At 66.1% G+C, this 14,064-nt stretch carries 13 protein-coding genes; 4 read left to right on the forward strand and 9 right to left on the reverse strand.

Features of this window, described 5'->3' with window-relative positions:
• Positions 1 to 42 precede the first annotated feature (42 nt).
• Both H7J06_RS24970 and H7J06_RS24975 read right to left on the reverse strand, forming a co-directional pair.
• Positions 43 to 1,149: a zinc-binding dehydrogenase gene (locus tag H7J06_RS24970; RefSeq protein WP_264042080.1), complete on the reverse strand. Its 1,107-nt coding sequence runs from the start codon at positions 1,147 to 1,149 to the stop codon at positions 43 to 45.
• Between the two features lie 15 nt (positions 1,150 to 1,164).
• The gene (locus tag H7J06_RS24975; RefSeq protein ID WP_264042081.1) at positions 1,165 to 2,760 is read right to left on the reverse strand and encodes an acyl-CoA synthetase; all 1,596 of its coding nucleotides are present in this window, start codon (positions 2,758 to 2,760) and stop codon (positions 1,165 to 1,167) included.
• Positions 2,761 to 2,860: 100 nt separating this feature from the next.
• On the opposite strand from H7J06_RS24975, the gene H7J06_RS24980 reads away from it, so the two are divergent.
• Together H7J06_RS24980 and H7J06_RS24985 are read left to right on the forward strand one after the other, a co-directional pair.
• Entirely contained in the window at positions 2,861 to 4,786 is a 1,926-nt protein-coding gene (locus H7J06_RS24980) for a flavin-containing monooxygenase (RefSeq protein WP_264042083.1), read from the forward strand.
• On the forward strand, positions 4,783 to 5,670 hold the full coding sequence (locus tag H7J06_RS24985) for an SDR family NAD(P)-dependent oxidoreductase (RefSeq protein WP_264042085.1): 888 nt from the start codon (positions 4,783 to 4,785) through the stop codon (positions 5,668 to 5,670). The genes H7J06_RS24980 and H7J06_RS24985 overlap by 4 nt, the downstream gene beginning before the upstream one ends.
• A gap of 70 nt (positions 5,671 to 5,740) precedes the next feature.
• Here the strand turns inward: H7J06_RS24985 and H7J06_RS24990 are convergent, their stop codons facing one another.
• On the reverse strand, positions 5,741 to 6,640 hold the full coding sequence (locus H7J06_RS24990) for a hypothetical protein (RefSeq protein ID WP_264042086.1): 900 nt from the start codon (positions 6,638 to 6,640) through the stop codon (positions 5,741 to 5,743).
• A 224-nt stretch (positions 6,641 to 6,864) separates the two neighbouring features.
• On the opposite strand from H7J06_RS24990, the gene H7J06_RS24995 reads away from it, so the two are divergent.
• Positions 6,865 to 7,422 carry a TetR/AcrR family transcriptional regulator gene (locus H7J06_RS24995; protein ID WP_264042087.1) on the forward strand — a complete coding sequence of 186 codons (558 nt, stop codon included), beginning with the start codon at positions 6,865 to 6,867 and terminating at the stop codon, positions 7,420 to 7,422.
• Between the two features lie 109 nt (positions 7,423 to 7,531).
• Here the strand turns inward: H7J06_RS24995 and H7J06_RS25000 are convergent, their stop codons facing one another.
• Positions 7,532 to 8,140, reverse strand: a complete 609-nt coding sequence (locus tag H7J06_RS25000; protein ID WP_264042088.1) for a Dabb family protein — start codon at positions 8,138 to 8,140, stop codon at positions 7,532 to 7,534.
• A complete protein-coding gene (locus tag H7J06_RS25005) occupies positions 8,133 to 8,477 on the reverse strand; it encodes a hypothetical protein (protein WP_264042089.1) in 345 nt (114 codons plus the stop codon). The genes H7J06_RS25000 and H7J06_RS25005 overlap by 8 nt, the downstream gene beginning before the upstream one ends.
• Positions 8,478 to 8,575: 98 nt before the next feature.
• On the opposite strand from H7J06_RS25005, the gene H7J06_RS25010 reads away from it, so the two are divergent.
• Entirely contained in the window at positions 8,576 to 9,865 is a 1,290-nt protein-coding gene (locus H7J06_RS25010; RefSeq protein ID WP_264042090.1) for an NADH:flavin oxidoreductase, read from the forward strand.
• On the opposite strand, the gene lipP1 is transcribed toward H7J06_RS25010, so the two are convergent.
• The 4 genes from lipP1 to bphC form a co-directional block, all read right to left on the reverse strand.
• On the reverse strand, positions 9,771 to 10,709 hold the full coding sequence (lipP1, locus tag H7J06_RS25015; protein ID WP_264042091.1) for a LipP1 family hormone-sensitive lipase: 939 nt from the start codon (positions 10,707 to 10,709) through the stop codon (positions 9,771 to 9,773). The two genes, H7J06_RS25010 and lipP1, sit on opposite strands and share 95 nt — an antisense overlap.
• On the reverse strand, positions 10,706 to 11,527 hold the full coding sequence (locus H7J06_RS25020) for an IclR family transcriptional regulator (protein ID WP_264042092.1): 822 nt from the start codon (positions 11,525 to 11,527) through the stop codon (positions 10,706 to 10,708). Before H7J06_RS25020 ends, lipP1 begins: the two co-directional genes overlap by 4 nt.
• 148 nt (positions 11,528 to 11,675) lie before the next feature.
• Complete coding sequence (locus H7J06_RS25025; RefSeq protein ID WP_264042093.1) at positions 11,676 to 13,142, reverse strand: FAD-dependent oxidoreductase; 1,467 nt, start codon at positions 13,140 to 13,142, stop codon at positions 11,676 to 11,678.
• On the reverse strand, positions 13,139 to 14,047 hold the full coding sequence (bphC, locus tag H7J06_RS25030; protein WP_264042094.1) for a biphenyl-2,3-diol 1,2-dioxygenase: 909 nt from the start codon (positions 14,045 to 14,047) through the stop codon (positions 13,139 to 13,141). The genes H7J06_RS25025 and bphC overlap by 4 nt, the downstream gene beginning before the upstream one ends.
• Positions 14,048 to 14,064 lie beyond the last annotated feature (17 nt).

The following is a 14,064-nucleotide window of genomic DNA, read 5'->3' on the forward strand; positions in this document are numbered from 1 at the left end:
GTCCTCGTAGCTCTCGGTGGGTAATCGGCTTCGTCAGCAGGTTCAGGGCACGATCGCTGCGCGTACGTCGCGCTTGCCCTCTGCGGCGGCGAAGGCCTCGTTGATGTCGTCGAGCGAATAGCTGGCGGCGGCGAGGCGGTCCAGCGGGAGGGTATGTTGATGCTGCGCGAGGAACGTCAGCGCGCGGGATAGGACGGCGGGGTCGTAGAGCGAGACCCCGACCATCGTCTTGTTGCCGAAGACGAACCGCGACGGATCGAAGTCGAAGGTCTTGCCCATGTTGATGTTGCCGATCTCCACGTATCGGCCAAACTGACCGAGCATCTGAAGACCCTCCTCGATGGCCGACGGGTGCCCTACGACCTCCACGACCACGTCGGCGCCCTGGCCGTCGGTGAGCGCGCGGACGGCCTTGATTCGCTCCTTCGGTGTTGCCGCGGCGTTGAGGTCGACGACGGCGTCCGCGCCGAAGGCGGTGGCGAGTTCCAGACGTTCCGGCACGCCGTCGATGGCGATGACCCGTCCTGCGCCGCGGGCCTTGGCGACCGCGACGGCATAGAGCCCCAGTGCGCCGGCGCCCTGCACCACGACGTGCTCACCGAGCTGCTGATCGACCCGCTCGAGTCCGTACATCACCTGTGACAGAGCGCAATTGGCGCCAGCGGCAACGTCGTCGGAGATGGTGTCGGGCACGGTGTAGACGACGGCTCCCGCCGGAAGGAGGAAGTAGTCGCCGTAACCGCCCACGAAGTAGGGCGGCTCATCGGCACGCCCCAGCATCGCCATCTTGAGGTTCAGGCACGCATTGCGCCGGCCGGCCAGGCAGTTGCGGCAGGTGTGGCAGGAGAAGAAGTACGGAAACACCACCCGAGTGCCGACGTCGAGTGGCGAACCATTGGAATCGGCGGTGACGCCGTCCCCGAGCGCCTCCACCGCGCCGACCATCTCGTGTCCCAACACCGTGGGTAATTGACCCCCGAGACCGCGGGTGGCGAAGGTCCCGTGCCAGGCATGGACGTCCGAGCCGCAGATGTTGGCCCGGATCACCCTGATGAGGATCTGACCGGCAGCGACTTCTGGCAAACTCACCGTCTCGACCTGAAACGGTGTGCCCGGCGCGTCGAACCGCGCGATGCGTCCCTTGTACACGACGTGAAATTCCTCTCAGTGGCGGGTGGATTCGAGGGCGAACCGCTCCCGCAGCGTCCTCTTGAGCAGCTTGCCGCTCGGGTTCTTCGGTAGTTCGTCGACGAAGAAGACGTTCTTCGGGGTCTTGAACCCGGCGAGTTCGGCGCGGCAGTGAAGGAGGATGTCGTCCTCGGTCGGGGTCAGTCCCTCGCGAAGGACGACGGCGGCCACCACGGCCTCCACCCACACCGGATGCGGCAGCCCGAACACGGCGGCCTCCTGCACCCCGGGATGACGGTAGAGCACCTCTTCGACCTCGCGGCTGGCCACATTCTCCCCGCCGGTCTTGATCATGTCCTTCTTGCGGTCCACGACGTGCAGTAGGCCGTGCTCGTCATAGAAGCCGAGGTCCCCGGAATGGAACCAGCCGCCGTCGAATGCCTCGGCCGTCTTGACCGGATCATCGAGATAACCCAGCATCAGATGCGGGCTGCGATGGGCGATTTCACCGACCGTCCCGACCGGAACCGGGACGTTGTCCTCGTCGAGAATCGTGGTCTCGACGTTGACGACCGGCCGGCCGGCCGCTCCGGCATGAGCGTCCTGCTCGTCGGGTCCCAGTGCCGAGGCCAGTGGCGCCATCTCGGTCTGACCGTAGAAGTTCCACAGCCTCAGCTGGGGCAGCCGCTCGCGGATCTCGCCGAGGATCTCGACTGGCATCGCCGAGGCTCCGTAGTACCCGTTGCGCAGAGTCGACAGATCGACGTCGTCGAAGATCGGGCTGCGCAACAGGCTGATCCACACCGTCGGCGGCGCAAAGTAATTGGTGACACCGTGGCGTTCGATCGTGCGCAGCACCAGTTCGGGGTCGGGCTTGGCGACGATGATGCTGGTGGCGCCAAGGTAGATGTCGGTGGCGAGGAAGTTGTCCAGCTGGGCGCAGTGATAGAGCGGCAGCGAATGCACCTCGACGTCGTCGCCGGTCATCGCTCCGGCGGCGATGGTGCTGACGTATTGCCACATCAGGCTACGGCTGCTGTGCATCACGGCCTTGGGCCGCGATTCGGTGCCGCTGGTGTACATCAACCGCACCAGTTGGTCGTCGTCGACGTCGGGGTTGGGTGTCTCGCTGGTGGTTTCCATCCATTGCGCGAAGTCGTCCCATCCGGCCGGCGCGATCTGTCCGACCGGTACCAGGGCAGCCCGGGTGGTGACTGCACCGCCGAGGTGCATCGCCTGCTCGGCCACCGGTGTCAGGGCGGATTCGACGATCAGCCCGCTGACCTTGCTGTGGTCCAGGATGAAGCCGATCTCCTGGGCGGTGAGCATGAAGTTGATCGGTACGAGCACCACTGCTGCTCTCGCCGTGGCGAACGCCAGGACCGCGTATTGCCAACAATTTCGAGCGAGCAGACCGACGCGGTCGCCCGGTGCCAACCCGTGGTCGGACAGTGCGGCGGCTGCCCGGCTGACCAGGTGGTCGAACTCCGCGAAGGTCAGCATGACATCCCCGTCGATGATCGCGACCTTGTCGGGTTGGCGGCGTGCCGATCGTCGGGGAATGTCGCCGAGACCGTTCTGGCGAGCCCGCGCGATCAGGGCGTTCGTCTCGCCATCGTGCGCATGCTGCATGGGGCGAACACTAGAGGCGTTGTCCGGGTTGATCGGATCGCCTCCCACTGAGTAGGCATCGCGATCTCCGTGCAGCCCAGGCTCTCCGATACTCGGTGCCATGACCACCGCCTCTCCGATCGATGCCGAGCTGATCGCCGACACGGACCCCGACGAGCTCCGGGCCAATCTGTTGCTGGCCGACTCGGGTGTCTTGGTGGCAGTGCTGGCGCAGCTCACCGGTGACTCATCGGTGGTCGACGAGTTCGGGCCGAAGATCACCTACGTGCCCGACCCGCCCGAACGTGCCGGCGTCACCGACGCCGACACTGCGGCCAGGTTGGCCGACGCCATAGTGGACGCGTTGCGCGCCGCGTCTTCGTCCGAGACGATCCCGGAGGTGGACCTCGCATCCTTCACCCGGCTGGTGCCGGTCGTGCTCGGATCGGAGGTCGATGACGAACAAGTGCCACTTCTGTTCGAGCAGAGTGGTTTCCGGCCATTCACACCAACGCTTCCGCGCACCACGGCCATCCCCAGCACGATGACCGTGGCGATCATCGGTGCGGGCCTCGCCGGCATCAACGCCGCACTCAGCGCCGCCGAAGCCGGGGTTACCTATGAGATCTTCGAACGCAACGCCGAGGTCGGTGGCACCTGGCTCACCACGAAGTACCCCGGTATCGGGGTGGACACCCCGTCGGCCTACTACTCGCTGTCGCGTGAGGTGAACCCCGGCTGGAGCAACTACTACCCACAGGGCGCGGAGTACCAGGCCTACCTGGTGGCGCTGGCCGACAAACACCGGCTGCGTGAGCACACCCGCTTCGAGACCGAGGTAGAAGCCCTGTGGTGGGACGAGGAGCAGCAGCACTGGCAGATCCACTCCGTCTCGGCGGACGGCACCCGCGAGATCAGTCATGCCACCGTCGTCGTCACCGCCGCCGGGTACCTGAACCGGCCCCGGTGGCCCGATCTGCCGGGCCGAGACACGTTTGCCGGCACCAGCGTTCACTCCGCACTGTGGGACCCCGAGCTCGACCTCACTGGTAAGCGGGTGGCGATCATCGGCGCCGGTTGCACCGCCGTGCAGATCGTCGACGCCTGCGTCGATCAGGTCGAGCACCTCACGGTGTTCCAGCGCCAGCCCCACTGGGTAGCACCGCGAAAGCGACTGACTGACGACGTCCCCGAGCACCGTCGATACCTGGGCAGCCGACTGCCGCACTACACGAAGTGGCACCGCCTGAAGTCCTACTGGGGTACCGCGGACAACAACTACCCGATCATCCTTCAGGACGAGGAATGGTCGAAGACCCATCTGTCGATATCGCCCGCCAACGACGTCCTTCTGCAGATGTGCCAGCAGTACATCGCCCAAACCTTCGGCGCCGACTCGGAGTTGGCGAAGAAGGTGACGCCCGACTTCGCGCCCTACGGCAAGCGCATCATCCGCGATCCCGGCGGCTACTACGCTGCGCTGACCCGCGACCACGTCGACGTCGAGGCAACCGAACCCGCCAGCGTGAACGCCAGCGGCATCGTCACCCAAGATGGTCGCCAACTCGATCTCGACGTCATCATCTATGCCACCGGGTATCACCTGGACTTCCTCTCCACCGTGGACATCCGCGGTCGTGACGGAATCGCGCTGGCCGACGTGTGGGGCGACAGCCCGCGGTCCTACCGCGGTGGCACGGTCCCCGGCTTTCCGAACCTGTTCGTCAACTCGGCGCCGAATTACAGCCCCGGGCACGGTGCCGGTGCGAACTTCGCCATGGAAGTGCTGTCGCACTACGTCATCGAATGCCTGCAGTTGATGGCGTTGCGTGGCGCCCGCACCATCGAGGTCACCGAGAAGGCCTACCGGGAGTACGTCGAGTCGATCGACGAAGCGATGGCGCGCACGGTGTGGTGTCACACGCCCAATGCGCATACCTACTACCGCTCCGGGTCTGGCCGCGTCGTCGTGGCCACACCGTTTCGCCTCGTCGACCTGTGGAGCGAGCACCGGGCGCCCGTCGAAGAGGACTTCCTGCTGCGATGAGTCGAAAGTTAGTTGGCAGAACCGCATTGGTGACGGGCAGTAGCCGGGGGATCGGGCGCGCGATTGCGCAACGGCTGTCCGCCGAGGGGGCGACCGTCGTGGTGACGGCGCGGTCGCACACGCCGTCTCCGTCGATCCGCGGGGGAGACACGACGGCGTTGCCCGGCACGATCGGGGAGACCGTCGCCCTGATCGAGAAGGCGGGCGGCCGGGCGATCGGAGTCGCGGCCGACCTCGAAGACGCCGGGCAGCGGGACAACCTCGTCGATCGCGTGCTCGATGAGACCGGACGTATCGACATTCTGGTCAACAACGCAGGATTCGCCGACTACTCGGTGATCGAGGACATGACCGATGAGACGTTCACCCGCACCCTGGAGCACTACCTGCGGACCCCGTTCGTGCTGATCCGCGCTGCGATCCCGCAGATGGCAAAGCAGGGTGCGGGCTGGATCGTCAACATCGGTTCGGTCACCGGCGTTGCCCCGGTTCGGCCCTACCGCGACTACAACAAGACCGCCGGCGACGTCATCTATGCCTCGGCGAAGGCGGCCCTGCATCGGTTCACCCAGGGTGTGGCCGCCGAGGTGCTCGACGCGAACATCGCCGTCAACTGCGTGGGCCCGTCGTCGGCAATCCGAACACCCGGTGCGGCGCAACTGATTCCGGACGACTTTCCGACCGAACCGGTGGAGTACCTCGCGGAGACCGTGTTGGCCATGTGTCACCTGCCCGCTGCCGAGCGGACCGGTCTGGTGGCGTTCAGCCTGCACTACCCGTGGTCTCAGCAGCTGCCCGTCCACACCCTCGACGGTCATACGGTGCTACCCGCGCTCGAACCGTCGGCGACGGCCAATCCCAACATCCTGCCCGCGGGTCTGTAACGCGCCGAAAGTACGGTTGTCGTGCACATCGTCCGAGAGCGACCGCGGACAACCGTACCTTCGGCCGCGCTCAGACCGTCATGAGCGGAATCCGCTTCATCGCACTTTCGCGTGGGTTGGGCGCTTCCGCCGCGGCCTCGTGGTTCTGTTCACCCTTGGTATAGGTCCAGACGCAGAAGGGCTCGTTCTGCGCGAACGTGAAATCGGACGGCGGCAGGTTGATGTCCAGCTTGCAGGTCGGGAAGAACGGCGCCGAGATCCGCTGCTCGAACGTGCAGTTCATCCAGGCGCGCTTGGGTGGGTAGAGGCCCTCGTCGGTGTACTTCTGCAGAACCTCGCAGCGACGCATGTTCAGCACGACGTAGTCTTCGTTGATGACGATGTACTCGCCCCCGTAACCGAGGGTGCCGTCGATGCTCAGCACGGCCAACTTCAGGTAGTCCACGACGTGCTCGGGCTCGATCTTGAGCACCTTCGCCAGCTTCGGATATTGGTAGTCGATGATGAGTTCATACATGCCGGGCAGGCCGAGCCAGACGTCCTCTTCTGGGATGATCTTCGTCCACTGGTCGATGAAGTAGTTGTGGCCCTTGAGGTATTGATCCCAGTACGTCTGAATCAGCCGAATGAGGGCCTCCTTGTTCAGATCCTCGGTCTGCACGTCGAACGGGATGGCCTGGTATTGAGCATTCTTCCAATCCCACCCGGGTGGGGCGATGAAGCGCCCCATCGGCATCACCTGACGCATGCCGGCTCTCGACACCTGAGCGGCCACGTCCATGGCCGCGTTGACGCCGACGAACTTGGAGTAGGTGGCGACGTGTGCGTAGGGCATGAAGTTCAGGACGTCTTCGAAGACGCGGGCTTGCCCGAGGAGGAAGTCGCGGGAGAAGTCCCCTATGTTGCCGACCTTGCCCATGAAGTCGTGGGTGTAGTCGTCATAGTTCAATTCGGTTGTCTCGGTGGACATGTTGGCCCTCCTCTGAGTGGCGGTCGGCTGACTTCGCTGCGGTGGCACCCCGGGCGAAGGCATAATCTGGCTGTCTGTCAGAATCTGACAGGTGTGACCGTAGTTACAGGTTGTGGCCCGCGGAACGCGGTGTCTCACTGGGTGGACACCCAACCCTCGAGGAGCTGCACGTGAGCGCACCGAGTCGGCCGACGCTGACCGAGCGCCGGGCCGAAGAGCTTCGCATGACCATCGCCGTCGCGGCGCGTGACCTCTTCCTGGCGGACGGTTCGACCGCAGCGACCGTCGAGCGGATCTGCGAGACCGTCGGCATTGCGCCACGCACCTTCCATCGCCACTTCCCGGCCAAGGAGGATGTCGTGATGCCGCTGTTCCGTCAGTTTGGCGTGCTCAGTATTCAAGTGCTGCAACAATCCCCAGCCACCGGCGACGCGGTCGACACCTTCATCGAGGCCTTTGGTAGCGAGCTCGCGAAGCGCGGAGAAGTGGAGATGGGCCGCCGCTTCATGGCACTGATGATCGCCGATCCCCAGTACCGACTGCGCTGGCTGGATTGGGGTGAGGATCTGGCCGAACCCATCTCGGAGTTCTTGGCGGCGCGCTTCGATCTAGGTTCGGATCCGTTCGGTCGCACGCTGCCTGCCCAGCTGGTGATCCAGGTCTGTCGGCACGCCTACGTGTACTGGGTGGACAGCGGCGACTTCGACATGCTCGAGAGGGCTCTGCGTACCGGGTTCGAGCTGATCGTCGCGACGCTGACGTCAGGCCCGAGTCTTCCGTGATGTCAGGGCACCTGTCGGGTAAAACGACGGGGTAGGCCGCGAGGACCGATGGCGTCGACGGGGGAGTGAAGAGCCAACTCCCTGGGCCACGCATTCATTGGGCGTGACGTCAGTGCGGTGCGGGCATCGCACAGAAGCTGTGGCAGACCCGGTCGCGGACGATGTAGCCCGGGCATTCCGGATCGAACCAGCGGTCGACGTGTGCCCAGTGGATCGGGTGCATGAGGTAGGGCCCCACGAGACCGTCCACGTCGGTGAACCGCTGGGAGAACACATGAGTCCACACGCTTGCCCCCACGGCCGATTCGACGGGGCTGAGCTGCCATTCTGTGATGGTCGAGACGTATCGCGTCAGCAGCCGCAGGTCATCTTCGAACCGGGCCACCGTCGCGCCGTCGGTCTCGGGCCACACTCGAACCAACAACGCTCGAAACACCGTTCCGGGCGTGCGCTCGGACACCACCGGTGAACCCCGATAGGTGACGCCGTCGACGTGAGTCACGGAGGCGTCGTCGATCACTGCATCGAGTTCGGGTTCAACTGTCTTCCAGAGAGTTTCGTCATCGAACCGGATCTGGACGAGGATGTCACCGCCGTTGCGGCTGCCCGGCAGCGTCGGCTCGGCCAAGGCAAGGGGTATCTCTGCGGTGGCCTCGCGTACGGCGGCCAGCAGGCGGTCGCGCTGCGTGGTGTGAATCAGCCGGATGACGTTAAACATCGCAGAGTCCGTCGACGTCGGTGGCGGCGGCGGCCACGCCGCGCGTGCGTTCGTCGATCAACCCCTCGACGCCTGTCCACCACTGCGCGATGGTGGGGTCGGGGCGCCCCTCCCAGGTCATCTCCCACCAGGCCTGCGGGCTGGGCAGCGACCAGGTGACGGTGATCGTGTTGACTTGATCGTCGAACCAGATTGGCGGACTGACGAGTACGTCGCGCAGCGTCATGCCCCGCCGTCGTGCGCCCGGGGCGTATTCGGAGAGGTAGGCATTGACGAAGCTCCTCGCGCAGCCCGGTTTGGTGATCACGCGGTCGACGACGTACACCTCACCGGTCACGAGTCGAACACTAGGAGTACACCGACGGTTCGACGCTCGCGCTCCCGCCCATCGGGACGGCGTCGACGTTCGGCGTCGCTCCGGCCCACAGTGGACCGATGAGCAACGCCGAGGTGCCAGACCCGTTCAGCCCCGCCCGACTTGGTCCCGTGACACTCCGCAACCGCGTGATCAAGGCCGCGACGTCCGAAGGCCGCTCACCGCACGGTGTGGTGACCGATGACCTGATCGACTTTCACGTCGGATTCGCGCGCGGTGGGGTCGGCATGACGACGGTGGCGTACTGCGGTGTCTCGCCGGAGGCGGCCAGCGCACCGGGGCAGATCGTGATGAGCGCGTCGGCGCTGCCTGGGCTGAAGCGTCTGACCGACGCCGTGCACGCCGAAGGCGCAGCGATCTCGGCCCAACTCGGGCACGCCGGGGTGGTGGCGCACAAGCGACTCACCGGTGTCACCCCGGTTGCGCCAAGCCGGTTCGTCAATCCGGCGTCGATGGCCTATTGCCGACAAATCACCCGCGACGAAATTCGTTCGGTCGTCGATCAATTCGGCGATGCGGCACAGGTGGCGGTTGCCGCCGGCTTCGATGCCGTCGAACTGCACTTCGGACACCTGTATCTGCCGAGCTCGTTTCTGAGCCCGCTGCTCAACCGCCGCAAGGACGAGTACGGCGGTGACATCGACGACCGCTCGCGGTTCGTGCGCGAGATCGCCCAACGGGTGCGCGACGTCGTAGGGAAGCGCATCGCGGTGATCGCCAAATTGGACATGGACGACGGTTTGCCGGGCAGCATCTGGATCGACGAGGCGCTACGCACCGCACAGCTGCTCGATTCGGACGCCACGCTCGACGCCGTCGAGCTGACGCAGGGGTCCTCGGTGTTCAAGCCGATGTACCTCTTTCGCGGCGACGTTCCCGTCAAGGAGTTCGCGAAGGTGATGCCGCCGGCGATGCGAATGCCGTTGCGCTTGGTGGGGAAGTGGGCGATGGGCAGCTATCCGTACGAGGATCTGTACATGCTGCCTGCGGCGCGCCAGTTCGTGCCCGTGATGCGTCGGACCAAATTGATCTTGCTGGGCGGCATCACCAACCGCGAGCACCTCGATACCGGGGTGCGCGAGGGCTTCGACTTCATGGCGATGGGCCGGGCACTGTTGCGCGAACCCGGCCTCGTCGCGGCCATGATCGCCGAGCCCGGCACGCGCAGCCGCTGCACGCACAACAACAAGTGCATGGTGACGGTGTTCGGGCGCACTCACTGCGTGCTCGATCCCGAGCAGCGCTACGGTTCGGTCAGCGCGCCGGCGACGGCAGGAGCTGTTGCAGCAGAGCGGCGCTCACCTCTGCCCGAGCATGGTGCGCCAGCTCCAACATCGGCATCGTCATGAAGCCGTGGATGCCGCCCTCGAACGGGCACCGCGTGACGACGACCCCGGCCGCGGCCAACGCGTCTGCGTAGGCCACGCCCTCGTCGTGTAGGGGGTCGTGACCCGCCAACACGACCACCGCGGGTGGTAGGCCTTCGAGATTCGCGGTCAGTGGCGACGCGTAGGGGTGGGACCGGTCCGAATCGTTGGGCACGTACTGGTCCCAATACCACTGCAGCGCCGGCTTGGGATTGTAGTAACCGGTGCCGAACCGTTGGTAGGACTCGGTGTCGAAGCTTGCGGCGATGACCGGATAGAGCAACAGCTGAGCGGCGAGTGAGGGTCGGCCGCGATCGCGCGCCATCAGCGCGGCAACGGCGGCAAGGTTGCCGCCGGCACTGTCCCCGCCCACGACGATGAGGTCGGCGTCGACGCCGAGCACGTCCGCGCAGTCGGCTACCCATGTGGTGACGGCAAGGACGTCCTCGGCGGCCGCAGGCCACGGATTCTCCGGAGCTAGTCGGTACTCCACCGAGATGAACACCGCCCCAGTGCGATTCGTCAAGTCACGGCACATTCCGTCGTGGCTGTCGAGATCGCAGAACACGAATCCGCCCCCATGGGCGTACACGACGACCGGCAGTGCAGCGGAATCGCTCACTGGGCGGTAGATGCGAATCGGGATGTCACCGCCGGGACCCGCCACGTGTGTGTCGGTGACCGATCCCACGGGCTCAGGATCGGAGTCCACCACGAACCTCGATCGGATCGTCGCCCGGGCCTGCGCGCCGGTCATGGTGTGCACCGGGGGGAAGCCGCCGTCCAGCGCGCCGATGAGGTCGGCGATTTGAGGGTCGAGGTTCACGCGAACTGCGCGGCTGAGATGGGCCGCAGGGGGCGCATCTGCTGCAGGGTCGGGGCGACCCGCGCCGGGCCGTCCTCGACGTTGCGCCAAATTCCCATCGCCGTCATGCGCACGGGGGCGGCCAGGCGTTGATCGAAGGTCACCCTGTTCATCGGGCCGCACACCGACAGGGCCGCCACTGCCTCACCGGGGCCGCCGATGGGCGCTGCGACACAACCGAATCCGGCCAGCGATTCCTCTCGGTCGAACGCGACACCGTGGGCGCGTACCTTGGCCAGCTCCGCGGCAAGTTGCTGCTGCGAGGTGATCGAATACCGGGTCTTGCGGACGCTCAGGTCGACACCCTCGGGCTGGTCGTCGTAGGCCATGATCGCCTTGCCGACGGCGGCGCAGTGGGCCGGTTGGCGGCTCCCCACCCGGGTGGGGACTGCGGTGGCCAGTCGGTCCCCGACCTTGTCGAGGTAGACCACGTCGGCGCCGTCGAGGATGGCGAGGTGCACCACCAGCCCAGTGGCGCGGTGCAGTTCCTGCAGAAGCGGAGCGGCCGCCTTGTGGAGCCGGTCCTGATGCACGGCGAGCGAGCCAAGTTCGACCAGGCGCATGCCGAGCTCGTAGTCGCGACCGGTGCGGCGCAACCACCGCAGTTGGACGAGCCGGTCCAGCATCCGGTGGGCCGATGAACGCGGTAGTCCGGTGCGTCGCACTACCTGGGCCAGGGTCAGGCGCCCTGGCCCGTCGAACGCGTCAAGCACGAGTGAGACGCGGTCGATGACGGCGTTCGGGGTCGTGGTGTCGACGGGCTGCGTCGTGATCGTCATGCATCCTCCAGCGGCTGTGATGCAGGCTACATATGCCTGTTAGTGATATAGCATTTTGTAGCATAAGGATGTGGCTGCTGTCACATGACCACAAATGGAGCCGCCCGACACGGACGACGTGTCGGGCGGCGGAAACGCAGTGGCCGAATCAGCCCTTGGCGGCGCGCCGTCCGGCGCGGCGGCCATAGAAGCTGCCGTCGCCGAGAGAGATTCCGCTGGCATACCCCCACGCGGCCAAACCCGATGCCGAACGGCCTGCGGCGTACAGGCCGGCGATCGGCTGACCGCTGACGTTCAGCACCTCCCCGTCAAGCGTGGTCTGCAGGCCGCCCAGGGTGAAGCCACCCGTGCTGTCGCGCAGATCCACGGCTCCCACGGGCGAGCCGATCGGCTTCAGCCACTGCGGCTTCTTGTGCAGCAGCGGGTCCTCGCCGCGCTCGGCAGCGTCGTTGTAGGCGGCCACGGTGCTCTGCAGGCACCCCGGTGCGAGGCCCATCTCTCGTTCCAGGTCGGCGACCGACTCACACACCCAGGTGGGCGGGCGCATCATCAGCTGCGGAGACGCCGAAGCCATCGCCGCCTCCTGGGCAGCGCCGTCGATGATCAGGTAGGCGACGTTGTCCTGGTGGTACAGCGTGGCCTGGCCGACCCGTCCCGGGTAGGTGTCCTCGGCGATGAAGCGCTGCCCGCGGCCGTTGACCAGGATGCCGCGCACCAGCTGCTGGGGGTCGACGAAGATGGCCACCTCGGTGGCATCCATGTGCGCGAGGTCCGCACCGAGAGCCTGCGCCATCCGAATGCCTTGGCCGTCGTGCTGCTCGATCGACGCCGCCGGCCGCCCTGCAATCCGCGGCGCGTACTGGGCGACCATGGTGTCGTCGTAGGCGAAGCTCCCCGTCGCCAGGACTACCCCGCGTCGCGCGCGGACGGTGATCTCGGAGCCGTACTGGCGCGCCCGGATTCCCACGACCCGGCCGTCGGTCTCCACGACGAGGCTCTGAACCCGGACGTCGAACAGGCCGCGCGCGCCCCCGGCGGTCGCGGTGTCCACCAATGGCTTCATCAACATGAAGCCGGCACTCGCCTCGCCCTGCTTCTTGTTGGACATCTGCGGCACGTGGCCGCGAGGCGCTGGTCTGGCGATGGTGTTGAACGGGTGGGCGTTCTCGCCGCCGCTGTACATCAGGCCCTGGTCGCCCATCGGCTCCCAGCCGGGTTCTCCGAAGAACTCCGCCTTGAAGGGCACGCCGCAGCTCACCAGCCAGTCGAAGTGCTCGACGCTGCCTTCGCAGTAGTCGGCGATGCGTTCGGCGTCCGCCCCCGGGCCCATGGCCGCGTTGAGGAACGTCGCCATGTCGGCCGCGGAATCCTCGAAGCCACAGGCTTTTTGCAGTGCGGTACCGCCACCGAGGTAGATGAAGCCACCCGCCATCGCCGCGGCGCCACCCCAGGATCCGGTGCGTTCGACGACGAGTACGTCGGCTCCTGCGGCGGTCGCCTCGACCGCCGCAGCAGCACCGGCCACCCCGTAGCCGGCGATCACCACGTCCGCCTCGTGATCCCAGCCGTGCACGGATGCGGCGGGGATTGGCGTGACGTCCCGCTGCACGATCATGGGCGCATGGCCGCGGGCAGGTCACTCACCCAGGCGTGGCCCCAGTAGCTGTCGGCGGTGATTTCCTCTGCGGTGTAGGACTCTTCGTCGACCCGCATGCCCTCGGTGCCGAACTCGATGTCCCAGTCGCCGGGTGCACGTACGTAGAACGACACCATCTTGTCGTTGGTGTGGCGACCGAGCGTGGAGGAGAGCTGAAAGCCGTCCCGGTTGACGCGGTCGAGCGCCTGCCCCACGGCGTCGAGACCGTCCACCTCCACCATGAGGTGGATGAGGCCCGGGTCCCGCACGGTCATGGCCGGACAGATCGCCAGGCTGTGATGACGTTCGTTGGTGCCGAGGAAACGCACCCGCACCGGTCCGTATTCGGGCGGGGTTGGCACCCGAAACGCGCCACGTGAGACGAAACCCAGTGTCTCGGTGTAGAAGTCGAACAGGCCGTTGACGTCCACGGCCGGCAGTACCACGTGGCCGAGACCCTGGGCGCCGGTGACGAACCTGGCCCCGAACGGTGTCACGACGGGGCTGTGATCGAGCACCGCGCCGTGGAACACCTCCAGCGAGTTGCCCGCCGGATCGTCGAACGCGATGGCCTCCTCAACGCGACGCGCGTCGACCTCCTCCTGCGCCAACTGCTTGAACGGCACGCTGGCGCCACTGAGGGCCGTCTTGACGCGCTCCATGGCAGCGTGGTCGCGCACCTCCCAGCCGACGGTGACGATGCGATCGGTCTCGGCGGGCACCACGATGATCCGGGCCGCCCGCTCGTCCATTCGCAGGTATAGGGCATCCTCGTCGGGACCGGAGCCTTCGGCGAATCCCAGTACGTCGAAGGCGAATCGACGCCACCGCGCGATGTCGGCGGTCTGCACCTTCACGTATCCCAAGCTCTTGATGAGTGCCATTGGTTGGTCCTTTGCTC

This window comes from Mycolicibacterium hodleri, from assembly GCF_025822245.1.
Classification (GTDB): domain Bacteria; phylum Actinomycetota; class Actinomycetes; order Mycobacteriales; family Mycobacteriaceae; genus Mycobacterium; species Mycobacterium hodleri.